Genomic DNA, 20,276 nt, shown 5'->3' with positions numbered 1-20,276 from the left:
GATCCTGTGGGAGCGGGCTTGCTCGCGAAGAGGCCATCAAGAACACCCACTATTTTTTTGAACAAAAATGAAACCGGTTTCAGAGGTACAAAAACAATGAACAAACCAGCCGTTTCCATCAGCCTCTCCAGCTATGGCGCCGACCTCGTGCGTCAACGCGGCCAGGGCAGCTTCATCGAGATTCTCGCCGCCGCCGGTGCCACGCGCATTGAATGGCGCGAAGAACTGCTGACCATGGAGGACCCCGCTCAACTGGCCGATGCCACTCAAGCAGAGGGCCTGGAGAGCGTGTATTCGTCGCCCATGGAGCTCTGGCTGGCCGGGCAATCCAGACCCAATCCTGAACTGATCACGGCCCTGCAGCGCGCCCGGGCGTTCGGCGCCAAATGGCTGAAGGTGTCACTGGGCTATTTCACCGACAACAGCGATCTGCCAACCCTCGCCCGAATGCTGGGCGAAAGCGCCGTGCAGTTGCTGGTGGAAAACGACCAGACCCTGCACGGCGGTCGCATTGAACCCTTCCAGCGTTTTTTCGCGGACGTCGAGCAGCACCAGTTGCCGATCAAAATGACCTTCGATATCGGCAATTGGCACTGGCAGGACCAGTCCGCCGCCAGCGCCGCGCGGTTGCTCGGTCGTCACGTCGGTTATGTGCACTGCAAGGCGGTCGCGCGCCGAGCCGACGGCAAACTGGTCGCTATCGCGCCCACCATCAGTGACCTTCAACAGTGGGAGCACCTGCTGCGGCACATGGCCCAAGGCGTAATGCGGGCCGCAGAATATCCGCTGCAAGGTGAAGACCTGGTGCAACTGACCACTGAACACGTTGCCGTCCTCGCCCACCTCGGCCAGTCGCAGCTGGAGAGTGCTCATGTCTGAGATCGATATTCTGTCCTTCGGCGAGACCATGGCGATGTTCGTCGCCGAACAGGCGGGTGATCTGGCCAGCATCGGCGCTTTCCACAAACGCATCGCCGGGGCTGACAGCAACGTCGCCATTGGCCTTTCCCGACTGGGTTTCAACGTGGCATGGCTGAGCCGTGTCGGTGCCGATTCGTTGGGCCGGTTCGTGGTCGACACCCTGGAAAAAGAAGGCCTGGATTGCCGCCACGTCGACATCGACACCGCCCACCCGACCGGTTTTCAACTCAAGTCCCGCACCGACGACGGTAGCGATCCCGCCGTCGAATACTTCCGTCGTGGTTCGGCGGCCAGTCACCTGTCACCGCACTCGATCGTGCCCCAATTGCTCAAGGCCCGACATCTGCACGCCACCGGCATTCCCCCGGCGCTGTCGGAGTCGGCGCGGCAGATGTCGTTCGAATTGATGACCCGCATGCGCGAGGCCGGGCGCAGTGTGTCCTTTGACCCGAACCTGCGCCCGAGCCTGTGGGCCAGCGAACGACAAATGATCACCGAGATCAACCGCCTCGCCGCCCTCGCCCATTGGGTGCTGCCGGGGTTGAGCGAAGGTCGCTTGCTGAGCGGTTTTGAAGACCCGGCCGACATCGCCGCCTTCTACCTCGACCAGGGCGCCGAAGCCGTGGCGATCAAGCTTGGCCCACACGGGGCTTTCTACCGCACACAGCTTGATCAAGGTTTCGTGGCTGGCGTACCGGTGCAAACGGTGGTCGATACGGTGGGTGCCGGCGATGGTTTTGCCGTCGGCATCATCAGCGCGCTGTTGGAAAACCACAGCGTTGTCGAGGCCGTGAAACGCGCCAACTGGATTGGCAGCCGGGCGGTGCAGAGCCGGGGGGATATGGAGGGGTTGCCTACCCGATCCGAGATGGATGTCGAATTTGCGGCCGTCTTCGCGAGCAAGCCCGCTCCCACAGGTTTTGCGTCTGGACTCGATCCTGTGGGAGCGGGCTTGCCCGCGATGAGGCCAGCATAGCCACTGAAGATCTAAACATCGTTACCTGCTGCGACAAAAACAACAAGCTCAGGAGCACCACCATGAAAACCGCAACGCTCGCCACCCGCCGCTGGTGGTACATCATGCCCATCGTGTTCATCACCTACAGCCTGGCGTATCTGGATCGCGCCAACTATGGGTTCGCCGCCGCGTCCGGCATGGCGGCAGACCTGATGATCACACCAGGTCTGTCGTCGATGCTCGGCGCACTGTTCTTCCTCGGCTATTTTTTCTTCCAGGTACCCGGTGCGATCTACGCGCAGAAACACAGTGTGAAGAAGCTGATTTTCGTCAGCCTGATCCTCTGGGGCAGCCTGGCGACGTTGACCGGGATTGTCTCCAATGCCTACTGGCTGATCGTTATCCGCTTCATGCTCGGCGTGGTCGAAGCGGCAGTGATGCCGGCGATGCTGATCTACCTGTGCCACTGGTTCACCCGAGCCGAACGCTCGCGGGCCAACACCTTCCTGATCCTCGGCAACCCGGTGACCATGTTGTGGATGTCGGTGGTCTCGGGCTATCTGGTGCAGCACTACAGCTGGCGCTGGATGTTCATCATCGAAGGTTTACCAGCGGTGCTGTGGGCATTCATCTGGTGGCGCCTGGCCGATGATCGTCCGTCACAAGCCAAGTGGCTCAACGATCAGGAAAAACAGGACCTGGAAAACGCACTGGCCGCCGAACAGGTCGGCATCAAGGCCGTGAAAAACTACGCCGAAGCGTTCCGCTCACCCAAAGTGATCATCCTGGCCCTGCAGTTTTTCTGCTGGAGCATCGGCGTGTACGGCTTCGTGTTGTGGCTGCCGTCGATCCTCAAGGCCGGTGCGCAGATGGACATGGTCCAGGCCGGCTGGCTGTCGGCGATGCCTTACCTGGCAGCGGTGATCGGCATGCTGCTGGTGTCCTGGGGGTCGGACAAACTGCAAAAACGTAAGCGTTTCGTCTGGCCGCCGCTGCTGATCGCCTCGATTGCCTTTTATGGTTCCTACGCTCTGGGTGCCGAACACTTCTGGTGGTCCTACACCCTGCTGGTGGTTGCCGGCGCCTGCATGTACGCGCCCTATGGACCGTTCTTCGCGATCATTCCGGAGATCCTCCCGGCCAACGTCGCCGGCGGCGCCATGGCGCTGATCAACAGCATGGGCGCCCTAGGTTCCTTTGGCGGCTCCTACCTGGTCGGGTACCTGAACAGCTCCACCGGCTCGCCCGGCGCCTCGTACCTGTTGATGAGCGGCGCGCTGATGTTCTCTGTGGTACTGACGATTTCCCTCAAGCCCGGCGCCAGCGATCGGGAGCGGCCCACGGCCACGGTAACGCGCACCGCCACGGCACATTCCTGAATTGAACTTGAGATCTCAACGATGAAAAAGCAGGTCGTCCTGTACAAGAAACTCTCGCCACTGTTGATGGCTCGCCTGCACGAGCAGACCGAAGTGACGCTGATCGAAAACCTTGGTGCCGAGGGCCTGGCCAAGCTGCGCGATGCCCTGCCCCACGCCCATGGCTTGCTGGGTGCCAGCCTGAAACTGGATGCCGAACTGCTCGATCTGGCACCCGACCTTCAAGCCATTGCCAGCGTCTCGGTGGGTGTCGATAACTACGACATCGACTACCTGTCCGAACGGCGCATCCTGCTCAGCAACACGCCGGATGTATTGACAGAAACCACCGCCGACACTGGTTTCGCGCTGATTCTGGCAACGGCCCGGCGCGTTGTGGAATTGGCAAACATGATTCGCGAAGGCAAGTGGACCCGCAACATCGGCCCCACTCATTTCGGCAGCGATGTGCACGGCAAAACCCTGGGCATCATTGGCATGGGCCGCATTGGCGAAGCCCTCGCCCAGCGCGGGCATTTCGGGTTTGGCATGCCGGTGATTTATCACAGCCAGTCACCAAAACCTGCGGTGGAACAGCGTTTCAATGCGCACTATCGAAGCCTGCCGGAGCTGTTGCAACAGGCTGATTTCGTTTGCCTGACGTTACCGCTGACCGCGCAAACCGAAGGGCTGATCGGCGCAGAACAGTTCGCCCTGATGCGTCCCGAGACCATCTTCATCAATATTTCACGGGGCAAGGTAGTGGACGAAACCGCGCTGATCCAAGCCTTGCGCGCAAACCGGATTCGCGCGGCGGGGCTGGATGTATTCGAACGCGAACCGTTGGATCAGGACTCGCCGTTGTTGCAGTTGAACAACGTGGTGGCGACACCGCACATCGGCTCGGCCACCCATGAAACACGGGAGGCCATGGCCAGATGCGCGGTGGACAACCTGTTGGCGGCGCTGGCGGGTGAACGGCCGGCCAATTTGGTGAACGCTCAAGCATGGCAGGCTTGAGGGGTTTGGCGTTTGCCTCGTAGCTATCGCGAGCAAGCTTGCTCCCACAGGGTTTCGTAAATGCTGTCGAACCAACGTGGGGGCTCGCTAGCCCTCAGCCACAGCGGATAGCCATCCGCCAGACGCGAGCGATATCGGTCGCCCGCTCACGCAGCAAGCGTGGTGCCTCGGCACAGGCCTGCTCCAGGGTCATCGGCCCGCTCGCCAGGGCAAACGCAGCGTCGATGCCATGCTCGTACAGTGCCTGATAGCCCTCGCCCAACGTCCCGGCAATGACGATGACCGGCACCCCGTGTTCCCGGGCGACCCGCGCCACACCAAAGGGCGTCTTGCCGCGCAGGGTTTGCGCATCGAAACGCCCTTCACCGGTGATCACCAGGTCGGCGCCTGCAACGGCGTCGGCCAGGCCCACGAGTTCGGCTACCACTTCAACACCGGCCTTGAATTGCGCACCGAGGAACGCTTTGGCGGCAAACCCCAGGCCACCCGCCGCGCCACTGCCCGGCTCGTCGCGCACGTCGTGGTTCAAGGCTTGCGCGCAATGGTCGGCAAAGTGCCCCAGGGCGCGGTCCAGTTGCTCGACCTGCGCGGGCGAGGCGCCTTTTTGCGGGCCGAAGATCGCCGAGGCGCCGTGGGGGCCGCACAGCGGGTTGTTGACGTCGGCGGCGATGTCGAAGCGTATCCGGGCCAGACGCGGATCGATGTCGCTCAGGTCGACGCGGGCCAACTGCGCCAGGGCGAGACCGCCGGGTGACAGCGTTTGCCCCTGTGCGTCGAGCAATTTCACGCCCAGGGCCTGCATGGCACCGGCACCGCCGTCATTGGTCGCACTGCCGCCAATCGCCAGGATCACCCGTTGTGCACCGGCCTCCAGTGCGGCGCGGATCAATTGCCCGGTGCCGAAGGTGCTGCTGATGCACGCATCCCGCTGCGCCGCCGGTACCAATTGCAAACCGCTGGCCTCGGCCATTTCGATGATCGCGGTGTGGCTCTGGGGCAACCAGCCCCAGGCGGCTTCCACCGTGGCCCCCAGCGGCCCGCGAACCAGGGTGCGGCGCTGCTGGCCTTCGCACGCGGCCAGGATCGACTCGACAGTCCCTTCCCCGCCGTCGGCCATCGGGCATTTGATCAGTTGCGCATCGGGCCAGACCTGCGCCAACCCCAATGCAATGGCATCGGCCACGCCTTGAGCGCTGAGGCTGTCCTTGAACGAGTCGGGGGCGATCACGATTTTCATGGGAATTCTCCAGTTCCAATGCCCACATGCTGCCAGCCGCCATGAACAATAACGCCGGGCCGCTGCACAAGCGGTGTTGAGGATTATTGTTCATTTCCACAAAACCTTCTCCCTGCGACCTTCACGTGTAGCAGCTGCCGAGCTTGCGAGGCTGCGTTCGGCGGCGAAGCCGTCGTGAACTCAAACGCCGCGGTATTTCAGGAAAACCGCATGCATAGGATCGACGACGGCTTCGCCGCCGAACGCAGCCTCGCAAGCTCGGCAGCTGCTACGGGGTTACGTCGGTTTGCGGGAGTAATTGCACGCCGAGGTACAACGCGAGCATGCCGTCCAATCTTAGTGGATCAACCCCGCTCAGCTCTGCAATCCGCTCCATGCGATAGCGCAGGCTGTTGCGATGGATGCCCAGTGCATCGGCACAGGCCTGGCTCTGGCCGTCGTGTTCGCACCAGCTGCGCAAGGTTGCCAGCAACTGGCCGTTGTTGTCCTTGGCAATGACCTTGCGCAGCGGATTGAGCAATTCGTCGAGGGCGTCGTCGTTGCGGTGACGCCAGAGCATCACCGGCAGCCGGTAGCGGTTGAGCGTCAGCAATCGGGAGTTCGGCAACACCTCGCGCCCGTAAGCGAGCAAGTCACCGACCCGGCGATAGCAGCGGCGTAAACCCGAAAGTCCATCGGCCTGCCCGCCCACGGCAATGCGCAGGATGTTCCAGCCCAGGCCGTCGAGCTTGTCCAGCAATCGCTCGTTCTCCACCGACTGACTGGCCGGCCGGCACCAGAGCAACGAGGTCTTGGCCGAGCTCACGCACCAACTGTCGGGGTGACGGGACATCAACCAGGCGCTCAGTGCCTCGACGGTTTGCCCCGGGGCGTGCTCCAGGCCCAGTTCGAACAGGTACGGTACCCGGGTCATCCGTGGCTTGAGGCCCAACTGCTGCGCTTCATCGACCAGTCGCGGAGCATCCCCGGCTTCGCTGAGCAACAATGCCAGCAGATCATCGCAGCGCTGGCGCCGCCATTGTTGTTCGGCCTGCTGATTGCGCTGGCCCACCAGCATTTCGGCGGTCATGCGCACCAGTTCGGCGTAGGTGCGCAGTTGCTCGGGCTCGCCGGTGATGCCCAGTACGCCGATCAGGCGCTGGTCGAGCATCAGCGGCAGGTTGATGCCCGGCTGCACGCCCTTGAGATGAATCGCCGTCTGCGCGTCGATCTCCACCACCCGGCCATTGGCCAGGACCAGTTGCGCGCCTTCATGGCGGGTGTTGACCCGCTCCGGCTCGCCACTGCCCAGAATCAAGCCCTGACTGTCCATGACGTTGACGTTGTACGGCAGGATGGCCATCGCCCGGTCGACGATGTCCTGGGCCAGGTCGTGATCGAGTTCGAACATGCAAGTGATCCTTGAAGACAGTGATGGAACGGGTTGTTCACCCGCACAGGCCTTGGTTGCAAACCCTGTGCTCAGGCACAAAGACAGCCACCCTGAGGGTGGTCGAGACTCTGTGGGCGATCAACGTTACCCTTTGCATCGCAAAAAATCATAATAAAGAGAGAGCCGCCATGACACAGAGCGCCGTAGCGTCCGACGCCATCGCTGAGGACAAAAACGCCGTCTACAAGCGCATTACCCTGCGTTTGATCCCCTTCATTTTCATCTGCTACCTGTTCAACTACCTCGACCGGGTAAACGTTGGATTTGCCAAACTGCAAATGCTCGACGCACTGAAGTTCAGCGAAACCGTGTACGGCCTCGGCGCCGGCATCTTCTTTATCGGTTACGTGCTGTGCGGCGTGCCAAGCAACCTGGCCCTGACCAGGTTCGGCCCACGGCGCTGGATTGCGCTGATGATGATCACCTGGGGCACCCTGTCGACCTGCCTGCTGTTCGTCACCACGCCGACCGGGTTCTATACCCTGCGCCTGTTCACCGGCGCGGCCGAAGCCGGGTTCTTCCCGGGCGTGGTGTTGTATCTCTCGCAGTGGTTCCCGACCTTCCGCCGTGGCCGCATCATGGCGCTGTTCATGTCGGCGATCCCGGTATCCGGCCTGCTCGGCAGTCCGTTTTCCGGCTGGATTCTCAACCACTTCGCCGCGGGCCAGGGCGGCCTCGCCGGCTGGCAGTGGATGTTCCTGCTGCAAGGCATTCCCACCGTCATCCTCGGTGCGCTGGCTTACTTCCTGCTCAGCGACAGCTACGCCAATGCCAAGTGGCTGACCCCGTTCGAGCGCTCGGTGCTTGAAGCCGACCACGCCGAAGATCTGGCGAACAAGCCGAAAACCACCACCGACTCGCTGCTGGCGGTGTTCAAGAACCCGGCGATCTGGGCTTTCGGCCTGATCTATTTCTGCATCCAGAGTGGCGTGTACGCGATCAACTTCTGGCTGCCGTCGATCATCAAGAACCTGGGCTTCAGCGATAACCTGGTGATCGGCTGGCTCAGTGCGATTCCGTACCTGCTGGCCGCGGTGTTCATGCTGATGGTCGGCCGTTCGGCGGACCTGCGCCAGGAACGTCGCTGGCATTTGGTGGTGCCGATGTTGATGGGCGCGCTGGGGCTGCTGATCGCTGTGAACTTCGCCGCCAACCCGGCCATCGCGATTCTCGGCCTGACCATCGCCACCATGGGCGCCCTCACCGGCCTGCCGATGTTCTGGCCAGTGCCGACCGCCCTGCTCAGTGCCGGCGCCGCGGCCGGCGGCCTGGCGCTGATCAACTCCATGGGCCAGATGGCCGGCTTCCTCAGCCCGTATCTGGTGGGTTGGGTCAAGGACAGCACCGGCTCGACCGATGCGGCGCTGTACCTGCTGGCGGGCGTGATTGTCTGCGGCAGCCTGCTGGCGTTGCGCATGACTCGTACGCTGCGCGCCTAAGCACCACTTCCCCCCTGTGGGAGCGGGCTTGCTCGCGAAGGCGGAGTGTCAGGCAACATCAATGTCGACTGACCCACCGCATTCGCGAGCAAGCCCGCTCCCACATTTGATTCGATTTGCGTTTGCTCCAGGGTGCTGTTCTGGTATCTGATTGAGCCTTTCCCACTGGTAAAAGGATTTGCTCATGAGCTACCGCACGCTGGGTCATTCGGGTCTGCAGGTGTCCACCCTGACCCTGGGCACCATGATGTTCGGCGAACAGACCAGCACCGAAGATTCCCTGCGAATCATCGACAAGGCTTGGGACCAGGGCATCAATTTCATCGACACCGCCGACGTTTACACCAACGGCCGTTCCGAGGAAATCGTCGGTGAGGCCATTGCCAGCCGCCGCCATGAATGGGTGCTGGCCACCAAGGTCGGCTTTGGCCCCGTGGACGGCGTCCCCAACCGCAGCGGCCTGAGCCGCAAGCATTTGTTCAACGGCATCGATGCCAGCCTGACGCGTCTGGGCACCGACTACCTCGACATCTATTACCTGCACCGCGAAGACCACAACACGCCGCTGGAGGTCACGATCTCGGCCATCGGCGACTTGATCCGCCAAGGCAAAGTCCGTTACTGGGGCCTGTCCAACTACCGTGGCTGGCGCATCGCCGAAGTGATTCGCGTGGCTGACAAGCTCGGCGTCGACCGGCCGGTGATCAGCCAGCCGCTGTACAACATCGTCAACCGCCAGGCCGAAACCGAGCAGATCACGGCGGCGCAAAACTACGGCCTTGGCGTGGTGCCCTACAGCCCGCTGGCGCGCGGTGTGCTCAGCGGCAAGTACGCGCCGGATGTGAAGCCGGACGCCAACAGCCGGGCCGGACGCCAGGACAAACGCATCCTGGAAACCGAATGGCGCATCGAGTCCCTGCGCATCGCCCAGCAGATCCAGCAATACACCGGGCAGCGCGGTGTCGGCATCGTCGAGTTCGCGATTGCCTGGGTGCTGAACAACAGCGCTGTTACCTCAGCCATTGTCGGGCCGCGTAACGAAGCGCAGTGGGACGCCTACACTAAGGCGCAGGCGGTGAAGATCACGGCCGAGGACGAGGCGTTCATCGATTCGCTGGTAACGCCGGGGCATGCGTCGACGCCGGGGTTCAATGATGTGAGCCATTTTGTGTCGGGGCGTAAACCGCTCATTAGCTGACACAACACAAGACAAAATGTGGGAGCGGGCTTGCTCGCGAATGCGGTTTTCCAGCCAACATCAATGTTGAATGTTAAGCAGTCTTCGCGAGCAAGCCCGCTCCCACAATTGGACCGTCTTGATTGATTGGTCAATATTCGGCTCGAAAACCACGTATCCTCCGCACCCCCGTTTCACCTTCAACCTCGCGAGGACAGCTTGTCTAAAGGTATCGCTCTATCGGTTACAGCCTCGGTGCTGTTTGCCGTCATGTATTACTACACATCGCTGCTCACCCCCTTGAGCGGCGTGGAAATCTTCGGTTGGCGCATGCTGCTGACCGTCCCGTGCATGACCGTGTTCATGGTGGTGTCCGGGGAATGGAAACGCGTGCTGGAAATTGTTCGGCGCGCCATGGCCAATCCGAAGCTGATGGGCGCGCTGATCGTCTCCTCTGCCCTGCTCGGCGTGCAATTGTGGCTGTTCATGTGGGCACCGCTGAACGGCTACAGCCTCGACGTGTCCCTCGGCTATTTCCTGCTGCCGCTGACCATGGTGTTGACCGGGCGGATCGCCTATGGCGAACGCCTGTCGTACCTGCAAAAAGTCGCCGTAGTGTTCGCCTGCCTGGGGGTGGTCAACGAGGTGTATCAGGTTGGTGGTTTTTCCTGGGCGACCTTGCTGGTCTGCATTGGTTATCCGACCTACTTCGTCCTGCGCAAACGGCTGGCGGCGGACAATCTCGGCGGCTTGTGGCTGGACATGGCGTTGACGCTGCCGGTGGCCTTCTGGTTCGTCCAGAGCGGCGCGCAAGGTTTCGGGGTATTTGAACAGCATCCATGGTTGTCGCTGTTGATCCCGATGCTCGGCGTGATCAGCGCGTCGGCGTTGGTGGTGTACATCATTGCCAGCCGCCTGCTGCCGTTCAGCCTGTTCGGCTTGTTGAGCTACGTCGAACCGGTGTTGCTGCTGGGGGTGGCGTTGTTGCTGGGTGAAAGCATCAAGGCCGGTGAATGGCTGACCTACATCCCGATCTGGATGGCGGTGCTGGTATTGATGTTTGAAGGGTTCAAGCATCTGGTGCGGCAACGCAGGCCTTAAGGCCACACATAACAATTGTGGGAGCGGGCTTGCTCGCGAAAGCGGTGTGTCAGTCACTATCTAAGTAGCCTGATACGACGCTTTCGCGAGCAAGTCGAATCGTCGCACCGCCGCTCCCACAGTTTTATCGGTGTAACGGTTTAGTCGGTGGAGAGAACACCACGACGAACCTGGTCACGCTCGATGGATTCGAACAGCGCCTTGAAGTTGCCTTCGCCGAAACCGTCGTCGCCCTTGCGCTGGATGAACTCGAAGAACACCGGCCCCATCAGGGTTTCCGAGAAGATCTGCAGCAGCAGACGCTTGTCGCCCGACTCGGACGAACCGTCCAGCAAAATGCCCCGCGCCTGCAGTTGGTCCACCGGCTCGCCGTGGTTCGGCAAACGGCCTTCGAGCATTTCGTAGTAAGTCTCCGGCGGCGCGGTCATGAAGCGCATGCCGATGCTTTTCAGGTGGTCCCAGGTCTTGATCAGGTCTTCGGACAGGAACGCAACGTGCTGGATGCCCTCGCCGTTGAACTGCATCAGGAACTCTTCGATCTGCCCGGCGCCCTTGGACGACTCTTCGTTCAACGGGATACGGATCATGCCATCGGGTGCGGTCATGGCCTTTGAGGTCAGGCCGGTGTATTCGCCCTTGATGTCGAAGTAGCGGATTTCGCGGAAATTGAACAGCTTCTCGTAGAAGTTGGCCCAGTAGGCCATGCGACCGCGATACACGTTGTGGGTCAGGTGATCGATGATCTTCAGGCCGGCACCGACTGGATGGCGGTCCACGCCTTCGATGAACACGAAGTCGATGTCATAGATCGAGCTGCCTTCGCCGAAACGGTCGATCAGGTACAGCGGCGCACCGCCAATGCCCTTGATTGCCGGCAGGTTCAGCTCCATTGGGCCGGTTTCGATGTGGATCGGCTGGGCGCCGAGTTCCAGGGCACGCTTGTAGGCTTTTTGCGAATCCTTGACGCGAAACGCCATGCCGCACACCGACGGACCGTGCTCGGCCGCGAAGTACGAGGCCACGCTGTGGGGTTCGTTGTTGAGGATCAGGTTGATCGCACCCTGGCGATACAGGTGCACATCCTTGGAACGGTGGGTCGCCACCTTGGTGAAGCCCATGATCTCGAAGATCGGCTCCAGGGTGTTCGGGGTCGGCGATGCGAGCTCGATGAATTCAAAGCCCATCAGGCCCATTGGGTTTTCGTATAAATCTGCCATGGTTGGCGCCTCATCATTTTTTTATCAATTAACAAAGGTTAGTTGTAAGCAATGCTGAGACCGGTGGGTGGCGCACAGGAGATGCCCCGCACACTGCGGGCGAGAAAGTCACCGTAGATCAGTTGAAACCCGAATATCTTCATTTTCGACCCAAGGCTCTTGCGGGCGAGGCTTCTGCTGCCAGAAGACGATTATTATTGTATGCGTAACCCGATTCTACACAGCGTAAATCAGTTTGTCCGCCTTCTGTATCAAATCCCCTTTTTCCATGCCCGCGCAAGGGGTTTGTTGCACAGGAAAATCCCCGCAAGGATCAGCCCGCCACCCAGGCACATGGCCAGCGTCAGCGGCTCATCCAGCAGCAGCGCGCCAAGGATCACCGCCGTCAACGGGTTCAAGGCAATGAACACCCCGGAACGGGTTGCGCCGATTTTGCGGATGCCGTCGTAGTAGCCAATGTACGCCAGCGCCGATCCCAGCACGCCGAGGTACAAAAGGCTCAACCATTGCTGCGCACCGAGTTGAGCGATTGTGCTGGTACTCACCTCACCGCGTACGATGCAGGTGATCCAGAGCATGACGGTGCCCAGCAGTATCGAATAAGTCACCGTTTGCACCGGTCCCAGGCTGTGGTTCAGCTCTTTGGAGAACAGCGAGTAGACACCCCAGCCGAGGACGCAGCCGAAAATCAGCAAGTCGCCGAGCCAGGCATCGGCACCGCCGGCCAGTAATTGCGGGTCGCGACTGACGATCACCATGCTCGCTCCCGCCATGCAGATCGCAATACCAATGACTTTGGCCCGGTTCAAACACTCCTTGAACAGCAGCCAGGAAGCGAGGCCGATCACCGCCGGATTCAGCGCGACAATCAAGGACGCCCGTGAAGCGCTGATGTAATGCAGGCCGTAAAAGAAGCACAGGTTGTAGAAAAAGATCCCGAAAAAGCCAAGCAAAAACAATTGCAGCCATTGCCGGGTGCCGGGCCGGACCAGCGGTGTCCGCGCCATGCGTATAAACAGCAGCAACGCCACGCTGGCCAGCAGAAACCGCAGGCTGGCCGCCAGTAGCGGGCTGAGGTCGCCGGCCAGATAGCGTCCGGCAACGAAGGTGCCACCCCACACCATGGTGACCGCCGCCAGTTTCAGATACACCGGCAGATCCGAGGGTTTTGACAGGCTTTGCTCACAGATCGTCATGGATTCCAGGACCGGATGTTGGAGAGATGCCGTATCATTCGACTAATACCTAGTCATCGTAAAATGAGCAAACACTCATGACCCTCACTCAACTGGAGATTTTCTCCCTGGTGGCCGAACTCCACGGTTTCACGGCAGCGGCCAATCGCCTGGGTATTTCCCAATCGGCGGTGTCCCATGCGTTGAAGTCCCTGGAACTGGAGTTGGGTGTCGAACTGTTGCGCCGACATCAATCCCGGGTCGAACTGAGCGACATTGGCCAGCAGTTGTTGCTGCGTGCCCGGGCGATGCTCGGCCTGGCCAACACCCTGCGCCAGGAAGCGGCCGATGCGCGGGGCATGAAACGCGGCACGCTGCGCATCGGCTCCTTCGGCCCGACCTCATCGATCAAATTGCTGCCGTTGATTCTGCAGCAGTTCCGCGCCGCCCATCCCGGCATCGAGGTGCATATCGACGAAGGCCCCGACCGCCAGGTACTCCAATGGCTGGAGGAACGGCGAATCGACATCGGCTTTGTGGTGTTGCCCCAGGAGCGTTTCGACACGATCTCGTTGACCGAAGACCAGATGGTCGCGCTGCTGCCCGCCGGCCACCCGCTGGAGGTTCACGACAGCCTGAGCCTGAGAGACCTGTGCGACTTCCCGTTCGTGCTGACCGAGGCCGGTTCTTCGGAGCTGGTTTCACGCCTGTTCATGGCGGCCCGACTGACGCCCAACATCCGTTATCGCTGCTCGCAGTTGATCAGCACCCTGGATGTCGTCGCTCGCGGCGACGGTGTGACGGTGGTTGCCGAAGGGTCATTGCCCAATCAAATTGACCGCCACTGGGTGAAAAAACCGCTGTCGCCGGTGGTGTTGCGCCAAGTCGGCCTGGCGGTGCTCGATCGACGCCAGGCATCACCCGCGACGCTGGCCTTTATCAAGCTTGCCGAAAGCCTCGACTTGCGTTGAGCGGCGTAACCGCCAACGGCCAACTATCATGGCCCATACCCGAACTCTTCATGAGAGGCGTTTTGCCCCTCCATCAATTGAGAGCCTTACTTCTTCGTGACAGGACTCGCGAATGCCGCTGAAAGCCAAAACCCGCAGTCGCAGAAAAAGAATTGCGGTCACCCTGTTCAGTGGATTGCTCCCGGTACTGCTGGGGGCCGCCATTCTTTACATGCAAGCAGGCCGTGCGCTCAAACAAGACACCAGACAAACCGCCGAAGAAGCGATTCGCCAGTTCGACCTGATGCTCGACAACACCGCTCAGGCCGCCCATGAATTGCTGCCGCTGGCGGGCCAAAGTTGCGCTGACGTCAAACTGGCGCTGCGCGAGCAGGTCACTCGCCGCCCCTTCGTGCGATCAACCAATCTGGTGTGGGACAACAACCTCTATTGCAGCTCTCTGTTCGGTGACTACCAGGAGACGGTCAACCCCGGTGACTACACCCAAGGCGCCTTATGGCTCATGAACGGCAATCCGGTAACGCCCAACACCGCCTTGCTGGTGTATCGCCTGAGCGAAGGAAAGCAAGGCGCGCTGACAACCCTCGATGGTTATCACTTGAGCAATATCCTGCGCCTGATAGGCCGCAAGACCTTGCTGTTGCTGCAAGTTGGCCCGGACTGGTTGTCCGCCGACGGCAAGTTTCATACCGGCGCTGTGCCGGAGTTGCCCGTTGCGCAAAGTCGTTTGACTTCCGGGCGCTATGCGTTTGCCGTGGAAGCGGGTTTCCCCAAAGGCGAAACCTGGCGATACATGAGCAGCGAATATCCGCCGTTGTTCAGCCTGCTGATTTTCTTCGGCGTGATTGCCGGGACAATTGGTCACTTCCTGCAAAAGCGCTCATCGTCCCCCACCTATGAAATGCAGCGGGCACTGGAAGCGAAAGAGTTCATTGCGTATTTTCAACCCGTGGTACATGGCGACAGCAAAAGCTGGTCCGGCGCTGAAGTGCTGATGCGCTGGCAACATCCGAAGGAAGGCCTGGTGCGTCCGGATCTGTTCATTCCGTTTGCCGAGCACTCCGGGCTGATCGTACCGATGACCCGCTCGCTGATGCGACAAACCGCCGTCCTGCTCGCACCACATTCGGCCAGCTTCAACAAGCCGTTTCACATTGGCATCAACATCACCGCCAGCCATTGCCAGGACCTGGAACTGGTCAAGGATTGCCGCGAGTTTCTCGATGCGTTCGAGCCGGGCTCGATCCATCTGGTACTGGAACTGACCGAACGTGAACTGATCGAGCCCACAGCCATTACCCTGCAACTCTTCGAGCAACTTCGCGAACTGGGCGTGAAAATCGCCATCGACGACTTCGGCACGGGCCACTCAAGCCTTGGCTACCTTCGGCAGTTCAATGTCGATTTTCTGAAAATAGACCAGAGTTTTGTCGCCATGATCGGCGTCGACACACTCTCGAGCCACCTCCTCGACAGCATCATCGAACTGGCGGCCAAACTCGATCTTGCCTTGGTGGCCGAAGGTGTCGAAACCCGCGAGCAAAGTGATTACCTGAGCGCCCATCAGGTCAACTTCCTGCAAGGTTACCTGTTCGGCAAACCCATGCCCGGCGCAGAGTTCATTAGTGCATTAAGCAACCATTAACTCGCAAATTTAATCGCCAAAACAAACGATTAGCCGCACCAATTTGAATCAAAATACTACTGACGTTACATGAAGAAAAAGACAGGATTTACTCTTGAGCAATTAACTACTACAATTTTTCATGCCTGCGCTAAATCGGCAGGTGAGCCACTATCACCGAGTCGCTTCAAGGCTCTTGGCTTATAGCTTTGTTTGCGGTTGGTATCAGCCAAACACACTATTGGAGTAAAGATATTGTCCAGACTCGCTGAATTTCGTGCAGCCGAAAAGGCCCTTCAAGAACAGCTCAAGCAGTTGGAATCCCTGAAGAACGATGCCGGGCTCAAGAAAGAAATCGAATTCGAAGAAAAGCTCCAGGGCCTGATGAAAACCTATGGCAAGAGCCTGCGCGACATCATCGCCATTCTCGATCCTAACCCGGCAAAATCCGGCCTGTTGCAGGCAGCAGCGCCTAAAACCCGCCGCGCCCGTGTGGTCAAGGTTTATCAGAACCCGCACACCGGCGAGCTGATTGAAACCAAGGGCGGAAATCACCGCGGCCTGAAAGCCTGGAAAGAACAGTACGGTGCAGCCACCGTTGATTCCTGGTTGCGCGGCTAACTCTCGTGGCAAAAAAAGCCCTGCTCATGCAGGGCTTTTTCATGGGGCATCTAAAACCCGAAGGCGGACACCGCGCAAATACCGAACTGCCAGAAACTTTGTGCTTAATCCATTTGGATATCTAAAATTTTCTTCATGCATCGAAAAAGCACTGTCGCTTACTAAAGTTTCAAGCTGTTACGAGCTGCGTCTATTTCACCCTGGCTCGCCTTATAAGCCTCGGCCTGCCCAGCATAGGAAAGAACATAGGCCTTATCGGCATCCACCGCGGCCACCAATGTTTGAGAAAGCACATGCCTGCCGTTTTGCGTGATGGTGCAGGTTGTTTCCAGCGCGGCCAATCGACTCAAGGTCGTCGAATGAATGCGCGTGCAGACACTTTGATACCCGCCCTGATAGAAGTCTTTTTGAACCGACTTGCGCATCTCCAGCAATACGCCTTCGAGGTTTACCTGGTGATCGCTTTGCACCGGACTCATGGTCAGTTCCATCACCATGAGCGGCGATCCATTCTGATCATTTTTCACCGCCCGCTGGCGACTGACGCCCGACGCCGATTCAGGCACTTCTTCGATCTGCCAGCCTTGCGGCCAGGTGACTACTGGCGCATCTGCACGAGCAACGCCAGCCAGCGAAAACACGCTTGGCAGGATGAACAGCAGGCTACGGAATCGAATCATTGCAATGGTCACTCAAGGATCAAGCCGTAAAGTCTGGGCCCAGGCCGGCTGTCAGGCAATAGCCGACTGTTTGGGTTTGGTGATGTCCGAACCCTTGCGTATCATTGCGGTCATTCGTTAGCCCACATATTTCCCGGAGGGCCCATGAGCCTGCACGAATTGAACACCTTCCCCGGCGTCACCGCCCAACCGGACGCCGCTACACAGAAATTTGTCTTCAACCACACCATGCTGCGGGTCAAGGACATCACCAGGTCCCTGGACTTCTACACGCGCGTCCTGGGTTTTACCCTGGTGGAAAAACGCGATTTCCCGGAAGCCGAGTTCAGCCTGTATTTCCTGGCGCTGGTGGACAAGAACCAGATCCCGGCCGACGCCGCCGCGCGCACCGAGTGGATGAAATCGATCCCCGGCATCCTGGAGCTGACCCACAACCACGGCACCGAGAACGATGCGGATTTCGCCTACCACAATGGCAACTCCGACCCGCGTGGTTTCGGCCACATCTGCATTTCGGTACCGGACATCGTCGCCGCCTGCGAGCGCTTTGAAGCACTTGGCTGCGACTTCCAGAAACGCCTGAGCGATGGTCGCATGAAGAGCCTGGCGTTCATCAAGGACCCGGACGCCTACTGGGTCGAGATCATTCAGCCGGCTCCGCTCTAAACCACACTGCAAATCCCCTTGTGGGAGCGGGCTTGCTCGCGAAGACGGTGTATCAGACGACATTTATGTTGACTGACACTCCGCCTTCGCGAGCAAGCCCGCTCCCACATTGGTAATGTGCAGGACACAAAAAACCCCATGATCACTCATGGGGTTTTGTGTTTTCAGCGCCAGGTTTATGCCGGAGCGGAGGTGCGGATCAAGTGATCGAAGGCACTCAGGGAAGCCTTGGCCCCCTCGCCCACTGCGATCACGATCTGCTTGTACGGCACGGTGGTCACGTCGCCAGCGGCAAACACACCCGGCACCGACGTTTCACCGCGAGCGTCGACGATGATCTCGCCACGGGGCGATAACTCGATGGTGCCCTTGAGCCAATCGGTGTTGGGCAACAGACCGATCTGCACAAAGATCCCTTCCAGTTCCACGCTGCGCAACTCGTCGCTCTGACGATCCTTGTAGCGCAGGCCGTTGACCTTCTGGCCGTCGCCGGTGACTTCAGTGGTTTGCGCACTGGTGATCACGGTGACGTTCGGCAGGCTGTGCAACTTGCGCTGCAATACCGCATCGGCTCGCAACTGCACATCGAACTCCAGCAGCGTGACATGGGACACGATACCGGCCAGGTCGATGGCCGCTTCGACGCCGGAGTTGCCGCCGCCAATCACCGCCACGCGCTTGCCCTTGAACAGCGGGCCGTCGCAGTGCGGGCAGTACGCTACGCCCTTGTTACGGTATTGCTGCTCGCCCGGCACGTTCATTTCACGCCACCGCGCACCGGTTGCCAGAATCACGGTCCTGGCCCTGAGCTTCGCGCCGCTGGCGAAGTGGACTTCGTGCAACTCACCTGCTTTGCCAGTGATCAATTTGTCTGCGCGTTGCAGGTTCATGATGTCCACGTCGTACTGCTTGACGTGCTCTTCCAGGGCCACGGCCAGTTTCGGCCCTTCGGTTTCCTGCACCGAGATAAAGTTCTCGATGGCCATGGTGTCCAGCACCTGCCCACCAAAACGTTCAGCCGCGACACCGGTGCGAATACCTTTACGGGCCGCATAGATGGCCGCCGAAGCACCGGCCGGACCACCGCCGACCACCAGTACATCAAAGGCATCCTTGGCGCTGATTTTCTCGGCCTGGCGTTCGATGCCGCTGGTGTCGATCTTCGCGAGGATTTCTTCCAGGCCCATGCGCCCCTGGCCGAAGTTCACACCGTTGAGGTAGATGCTTGGGACCGCCATGATCTGGCGCTCATCGACCTCAGTCTGGAACAGCGCGCCGTCGATGGCGACGTGGCGAATGTTCGGGTTCAGTACCGCCATCAGGTTCAACGCCTGGACCACGTCCGGGCAGTTCTGGCAGGACAGCGAGAAGTAAGTCTCGAAGGTGAACTCGCCTTTGAGCGAGCGGATCTGTTCGATCACTTCAGCACTGGCTTTCGACGGGTGACCGCCAACTTGCAGCAAGGCCAGCACCAAGGACGTGAATTCGTGGCCCATCGGGATGCCGGCGAATCGCAGGCTGATATCGGCTCCCGGGCGATTGATCGAGAACGACGGTTTGCGCGCATCATCGCCGTTGTCGAGCAAGGTAATCCGGCTGGAAAGACTGGCAACGTCTTTCAACAGTTCGAGCATTTCCCGGGATTTCGCACCGTCGTCGAGGGAAGCAACGATCTCGATCGGCTGGGTGACCCGTTCCAGGTACGATTTCAACTGGGCTTTAAGATTGGTATCCAACATACGGGCGATTTCCTTGAATTCTTGAGACAAAAAAACGCCCGAGCGAATCTCGCCCGGGCGTTTTTATTGGGCGGTGCAGCTTGCTTAGAAGGTGCGCAAGTGCGCCCTGATGAAGCGCGTCACAGACTTAGATCTTGCCGACCAGGTCCAGGGACGGCGCCAGAGTAGCCTCGCCTTCTTTCCACTTGGCCGGGCAAACCTGGCCTGGGTGAGCAGCGACGTACTGGGCAGCCTTGATCTTGCGCAGCAGCTCGGAAGCGTCACGGCCTACACCGCCGTCGTTGAGTTCAACGATCTTGATCTGGCCTTCAGGGTTGATCACGAAGGTGCCACGGTCAGCCAGGCCTGCTTCTTCGATCAGCACGTCGAAGTTGCGGGAGATGGCGTGGGTCGGGTCGCCAATCATGGTGTACTGGATCTTGCCGATGGCTGGCGAAGTGTTGTGCCAGGCAGCGTGGGCGAAATGGGTGTCGGTGGAAACGCTGTAGATCTCGACGCCCAGCTTCTGGAAGGCGTCGTAGTTGTCAGCCAGGTCTTCCAGCTCGGTCGGGCAAACGAAGGTGAAGTCGGCCGGGTAGAAGAACACCACAGACCACTTGCCTTTCAGATCAGCGTCCGAGACTTTTACGAAGTCGCCATTTTTGAATGCGTCAGCTTTGAACGGTTTAACTTGGCTGTTGATGATAGGCATCGTTGACTCTCCGTCAGGGGTTAAGAAGTTGATGGAGAGAACTTTACCCACTCGACGAACGGTTGGCTCATTGGCAAACCTGATGCTGCTGATTGGCTTTCGCTATTAGCCAGCGGTATTAATAGAAGAAAACGATATCCAGGATTTTGTGTAGCAGCTGGCGAAGCCTGCGTTCGGCCGCGCAGCGATCGTGAAATCAGAACTCGCGGTGTGTCAGGCAGGCCATGCAAGCCGGGTTGACGACCGCTG

At 59.7% G+C, this 20,276-nt stretch carries 19 protein-coding genes; 11 read left to right on the top strand and 8 right to left on the bottom strand.

The genetic code is table 11. The features are described 5' to 3' along the window. Nucleotides 1-96: 96 nt before the first annotated feature. From AC07W4_RS16610 to AC07W4_RS16595, 4 genes are all read left to right on the top strand, one after another. A complete protein-coding gene (locus AC07W4_RS16610; RefSeq protein WP_495033145.1) occupies nt 97-879 on the top strand; it encodes a sugar phosphate isomerase/epimerase family protein in 783 nt (260 codons plus the stop codon). Next, nucleotides 872-1,897, top strand: a complete 1,026-nt coding sequence (locus tag AC07W4_RS16605) for a sugar kinase (protein WP_495033144.1) — start codon at nt 872-874, stop codon at nt 1,895-1,897. Before AC07W4_RS16610 ends, AC07W4_RS16605 begins: the two co-directional genes overlap by 8 nt. Nucleotides 1,898-1,959: 62 nt before the next feature. Then, the gene (locus AC07W4_RS16600) at nt 1,960-3,258 is read left to right on the top strand and encodes an MFS transporter (protein WP_495033143.1); all 1,299 of its coding nucleotides are present in this window, start codon (nt 1,960-1,962) and stop codon (nt 3,256-3,258) included. A gap of 21 nt (nt 3,259-3,279) precedes the next feature. After that, nucleotides 3,280-4,257 (top strand): 2-hydroxyacid dehydrogenase, encoded by a 978-nt coding sequence (locus tag AC07W4_RS16595; protein WP_495033142.1) that lies wholly within the window; start codon nt 3,280-3,282, stop codon nt 4,255-4,257. Between the two features lie 94 nt (nt 4,258-4,351). Here AC07W4_RS16595 and AC07W4_RS16590 read toward each other — a convergent pair whose 3' ends face one another. Together AC07W4_RS16590 and AC07W4_RS16585 are read right to left on the bottom strand one after the other, a co-directional pair. Next, complete coding sequence (locus tag AC07W4_RS16590) at nt 4,352-5,494, bottom strand: glycerate kinase (protein WP_495033141.1); 1,143 nt, start codon at nt 5,492-5,494, stop codon at nt 4,352-4,354. Nucleotides 5,495-5,762: 268 nt separating this feature from the next. Beyond that, nucleotides 5,763-6,884, bottom strand: a complete 1,122-nt coding sequence (locus tag AC07W4_RS16585; protein ID WP_008051738.1) for a sugar diacid recognition domain-containing protein — start codon at nt 6,882-6,884, stop codon at nt 5,763-5,765. 170 nt (nt 6,885-7,054) lie between these two features. Between AC07W4_RS16585 and AC07W4_RS16580 the strand changes: the two genes are divergently transcribed. The 3 genes from AC07W4_RS16580 to rarD all read left to right on the top strand — a co-directional run bounded on the left by AC07W4_RS16580 (nt 7,055) and on the right by rarD (nt 10,643). Continuing rightward, a complete protein-coding gene (locus AC07W4_RS16580; protein ID WP_495033140.1) occupies nt 7,055-8,365 on the top strand; it encodes an MFS transporter in 1,311 nt (436 codons plus the stop codon). 184 nt (nt 8,366-8,549) lie between these two features. Beyond that, nucleotides 8,550-9,563: an aldo/keto reductase gene (locus AC07W4_RS16575; protein ID WP_495033139.1), complete on the top strand. Its 1,014-nt coding sequence runs from the start codon at nt 8,550-8,552 to the stop codon at nt 9,561-9,563. A gap of 198 nt (nt 9,564-9,761) precedes the next feature. Then, nucleotides 9,762-10,643, top strand: coding sequence for an EamA family transporter RarD (rarD, locus tag AC07W4_RS16570; RefSeq protein ID WP_495033138.1), 882 nt, complete (start codon nt 9,762-9,764; stop codon nt 10,641-10,643). A 140-nt stretch (nt 10,644-10,783) separates the two neighbouring features. Here the strand turns inward: rarD and hppD are convergent, their stop codons facing one another. Further along, nucleotides 10,784-11,860, bottom strand: coding sequence for a 4-hydroxyphenylpyruvate dioxygenase (gene hppD, locus AC07W4_RS16565; RefSeq protein ID WP_008051744.1), 1,077 nt, complete (start codon nt 11,858-11,860; stop codon nt 10,784-10,786). A 251-nt stretch (nt 11,861-12,111) separates the two neighbouring features. Then, nucleotides 12,112-13,056 carry a DMT family transporter gene (locus AC07W4_RS16560; protein ID WP_495033137.1) on the bottom strand — a complete coding sequence of 315 codons (945 nt, stop codon included), beginning with the start codon at nt 13,054-13,056 and terminating at the stop codon, nt 12,112-12,114. Between the two features lie 77 nt (nt 13,057-13,133). On the opposite strand from AC07W4_RS16560, the gene AC07W4_RS16555 reads away from it, so the two are divergent. From AC07W4_RS16555 to AC07W4_RS16545, 3 genes are all read left to right on the top strand, one after another. After that, nucleotides 13,134-14,006: a LysR family transcriptional regulator substrate-binding protein gene (locus AC07W4_RS16555; RefSeq protein ID WP_495033136.1), complete on the top strand. Its 873-nt coding sequence runs from the start codon at nt 13,134-13,136 to the stop codon at nt 14,004-14,006. Nucleotides 14,007-14,118: 112 nt separating this feature from the next. Beyond that, a complete protein-coding gene (locus AC07W4_RS16550) occupies nt 14,119-15,651 on the top strand; it encodes an EAL domain-containing protein (RefSeq protein WP_495033135.1) in 1,533 nt (510 codons plus the stop codon). 234 nt (nt 15,652-15,885) lie between these two features. Beyond that, nucleotides 15,886-16,251 carry a histone-like nucleoid-structuring protein, MvaT/MvaU family gene (locus AC07W4_RS16545; protein WP_008051761.1) on the top strand — a complete coding sequence of 122 codons (366 nt, stop codon included), beginning with the start codon at nt 15,886-15,888 and terminating at the stop codon, nt 16,249-16,251. Nucleotides 16,252-16,412: 161 nt separating this feature from the next. Here AC07W4_RS16545 and AC07W4_RS16540 read toward each other — a convergent pair whose 3' ends face one another. Beyond that, nucleotides 16,413-16,931, bottom strand: coding sequence for a DUF4946 domain-containing protein (locus AC07W4_RS16540; protein ID WP_495033213.1), 519 nt, complete (start codon nt 16,929-16,931; stop codon nt 16,413-16,415). Nucleotides 16,932-17,075: 144 nt separating this feature from the next. Here AC07W4_RS16540 and gloA point away from each other — a divergent pair, with 144 nt between their 5' ends. Beyond that, nucleotides 17,076-17,597 (top strand): lactoylglutathione lyase, encoded by a 522-nt coding sequence (gloA, locus tag AC07W4_RS16535; protein ID WP_495033134.1) that lies wholly within the window; start codon nt 17,076-17,078, stop codon nt 17,595-17,597. 176 nt (nt 17,598-17,773) lie between these two features. Here gloA and ahpF read toward each other — a convergent pair whose 3' ends face one another. The 3 genes from ahpF to AC07W4_RS16520 all read right to left on the bottom strand — a co-directional run. Continuing rightward, complete coding sequence (ahpF, locus tag AC07W4_RS16530) at nt 17,774-19,336, bottom strand: alkyl hydroperoxide reductase subunit F (RefSeq protein WP_495033133.1); 1,563 nt, start codon at nt 19,334-19,336, stop codon at nt 17,774-17,776. 127 nt (nt 19,337-19,463) lie between these two features. Further along, nucleotides 19,464-20,027, bottom strand: a complete 564-nt coding sequence (gene ahpC / locus AC07W4_RS16525) for an alkyl hydroperoxide reductase subunit C (protein WP_007975937.1) — start codon at nt 20,025-20,027, stop codon at nt 19,464-19,466. A 20-nt stretch (nt 20,028-20,047) separates the two neighbouring features. Further along, on the bottom strand, nt 20,048-20,276 hold a 229-nt coding region (locus AC07W4_RS16520), incomplete at its 5' end, for a hypothetical protein (protein WP_495033132.1).

The sequence above is a fragment of the Pseudomonas sp. GW821-FHT02A08 genome (assembly GCF_059422045.1).
Note: the sequence above shows the minus strand (reverse complement) of the source record. Positions and strands in the feature narration are given on the sequence as shown.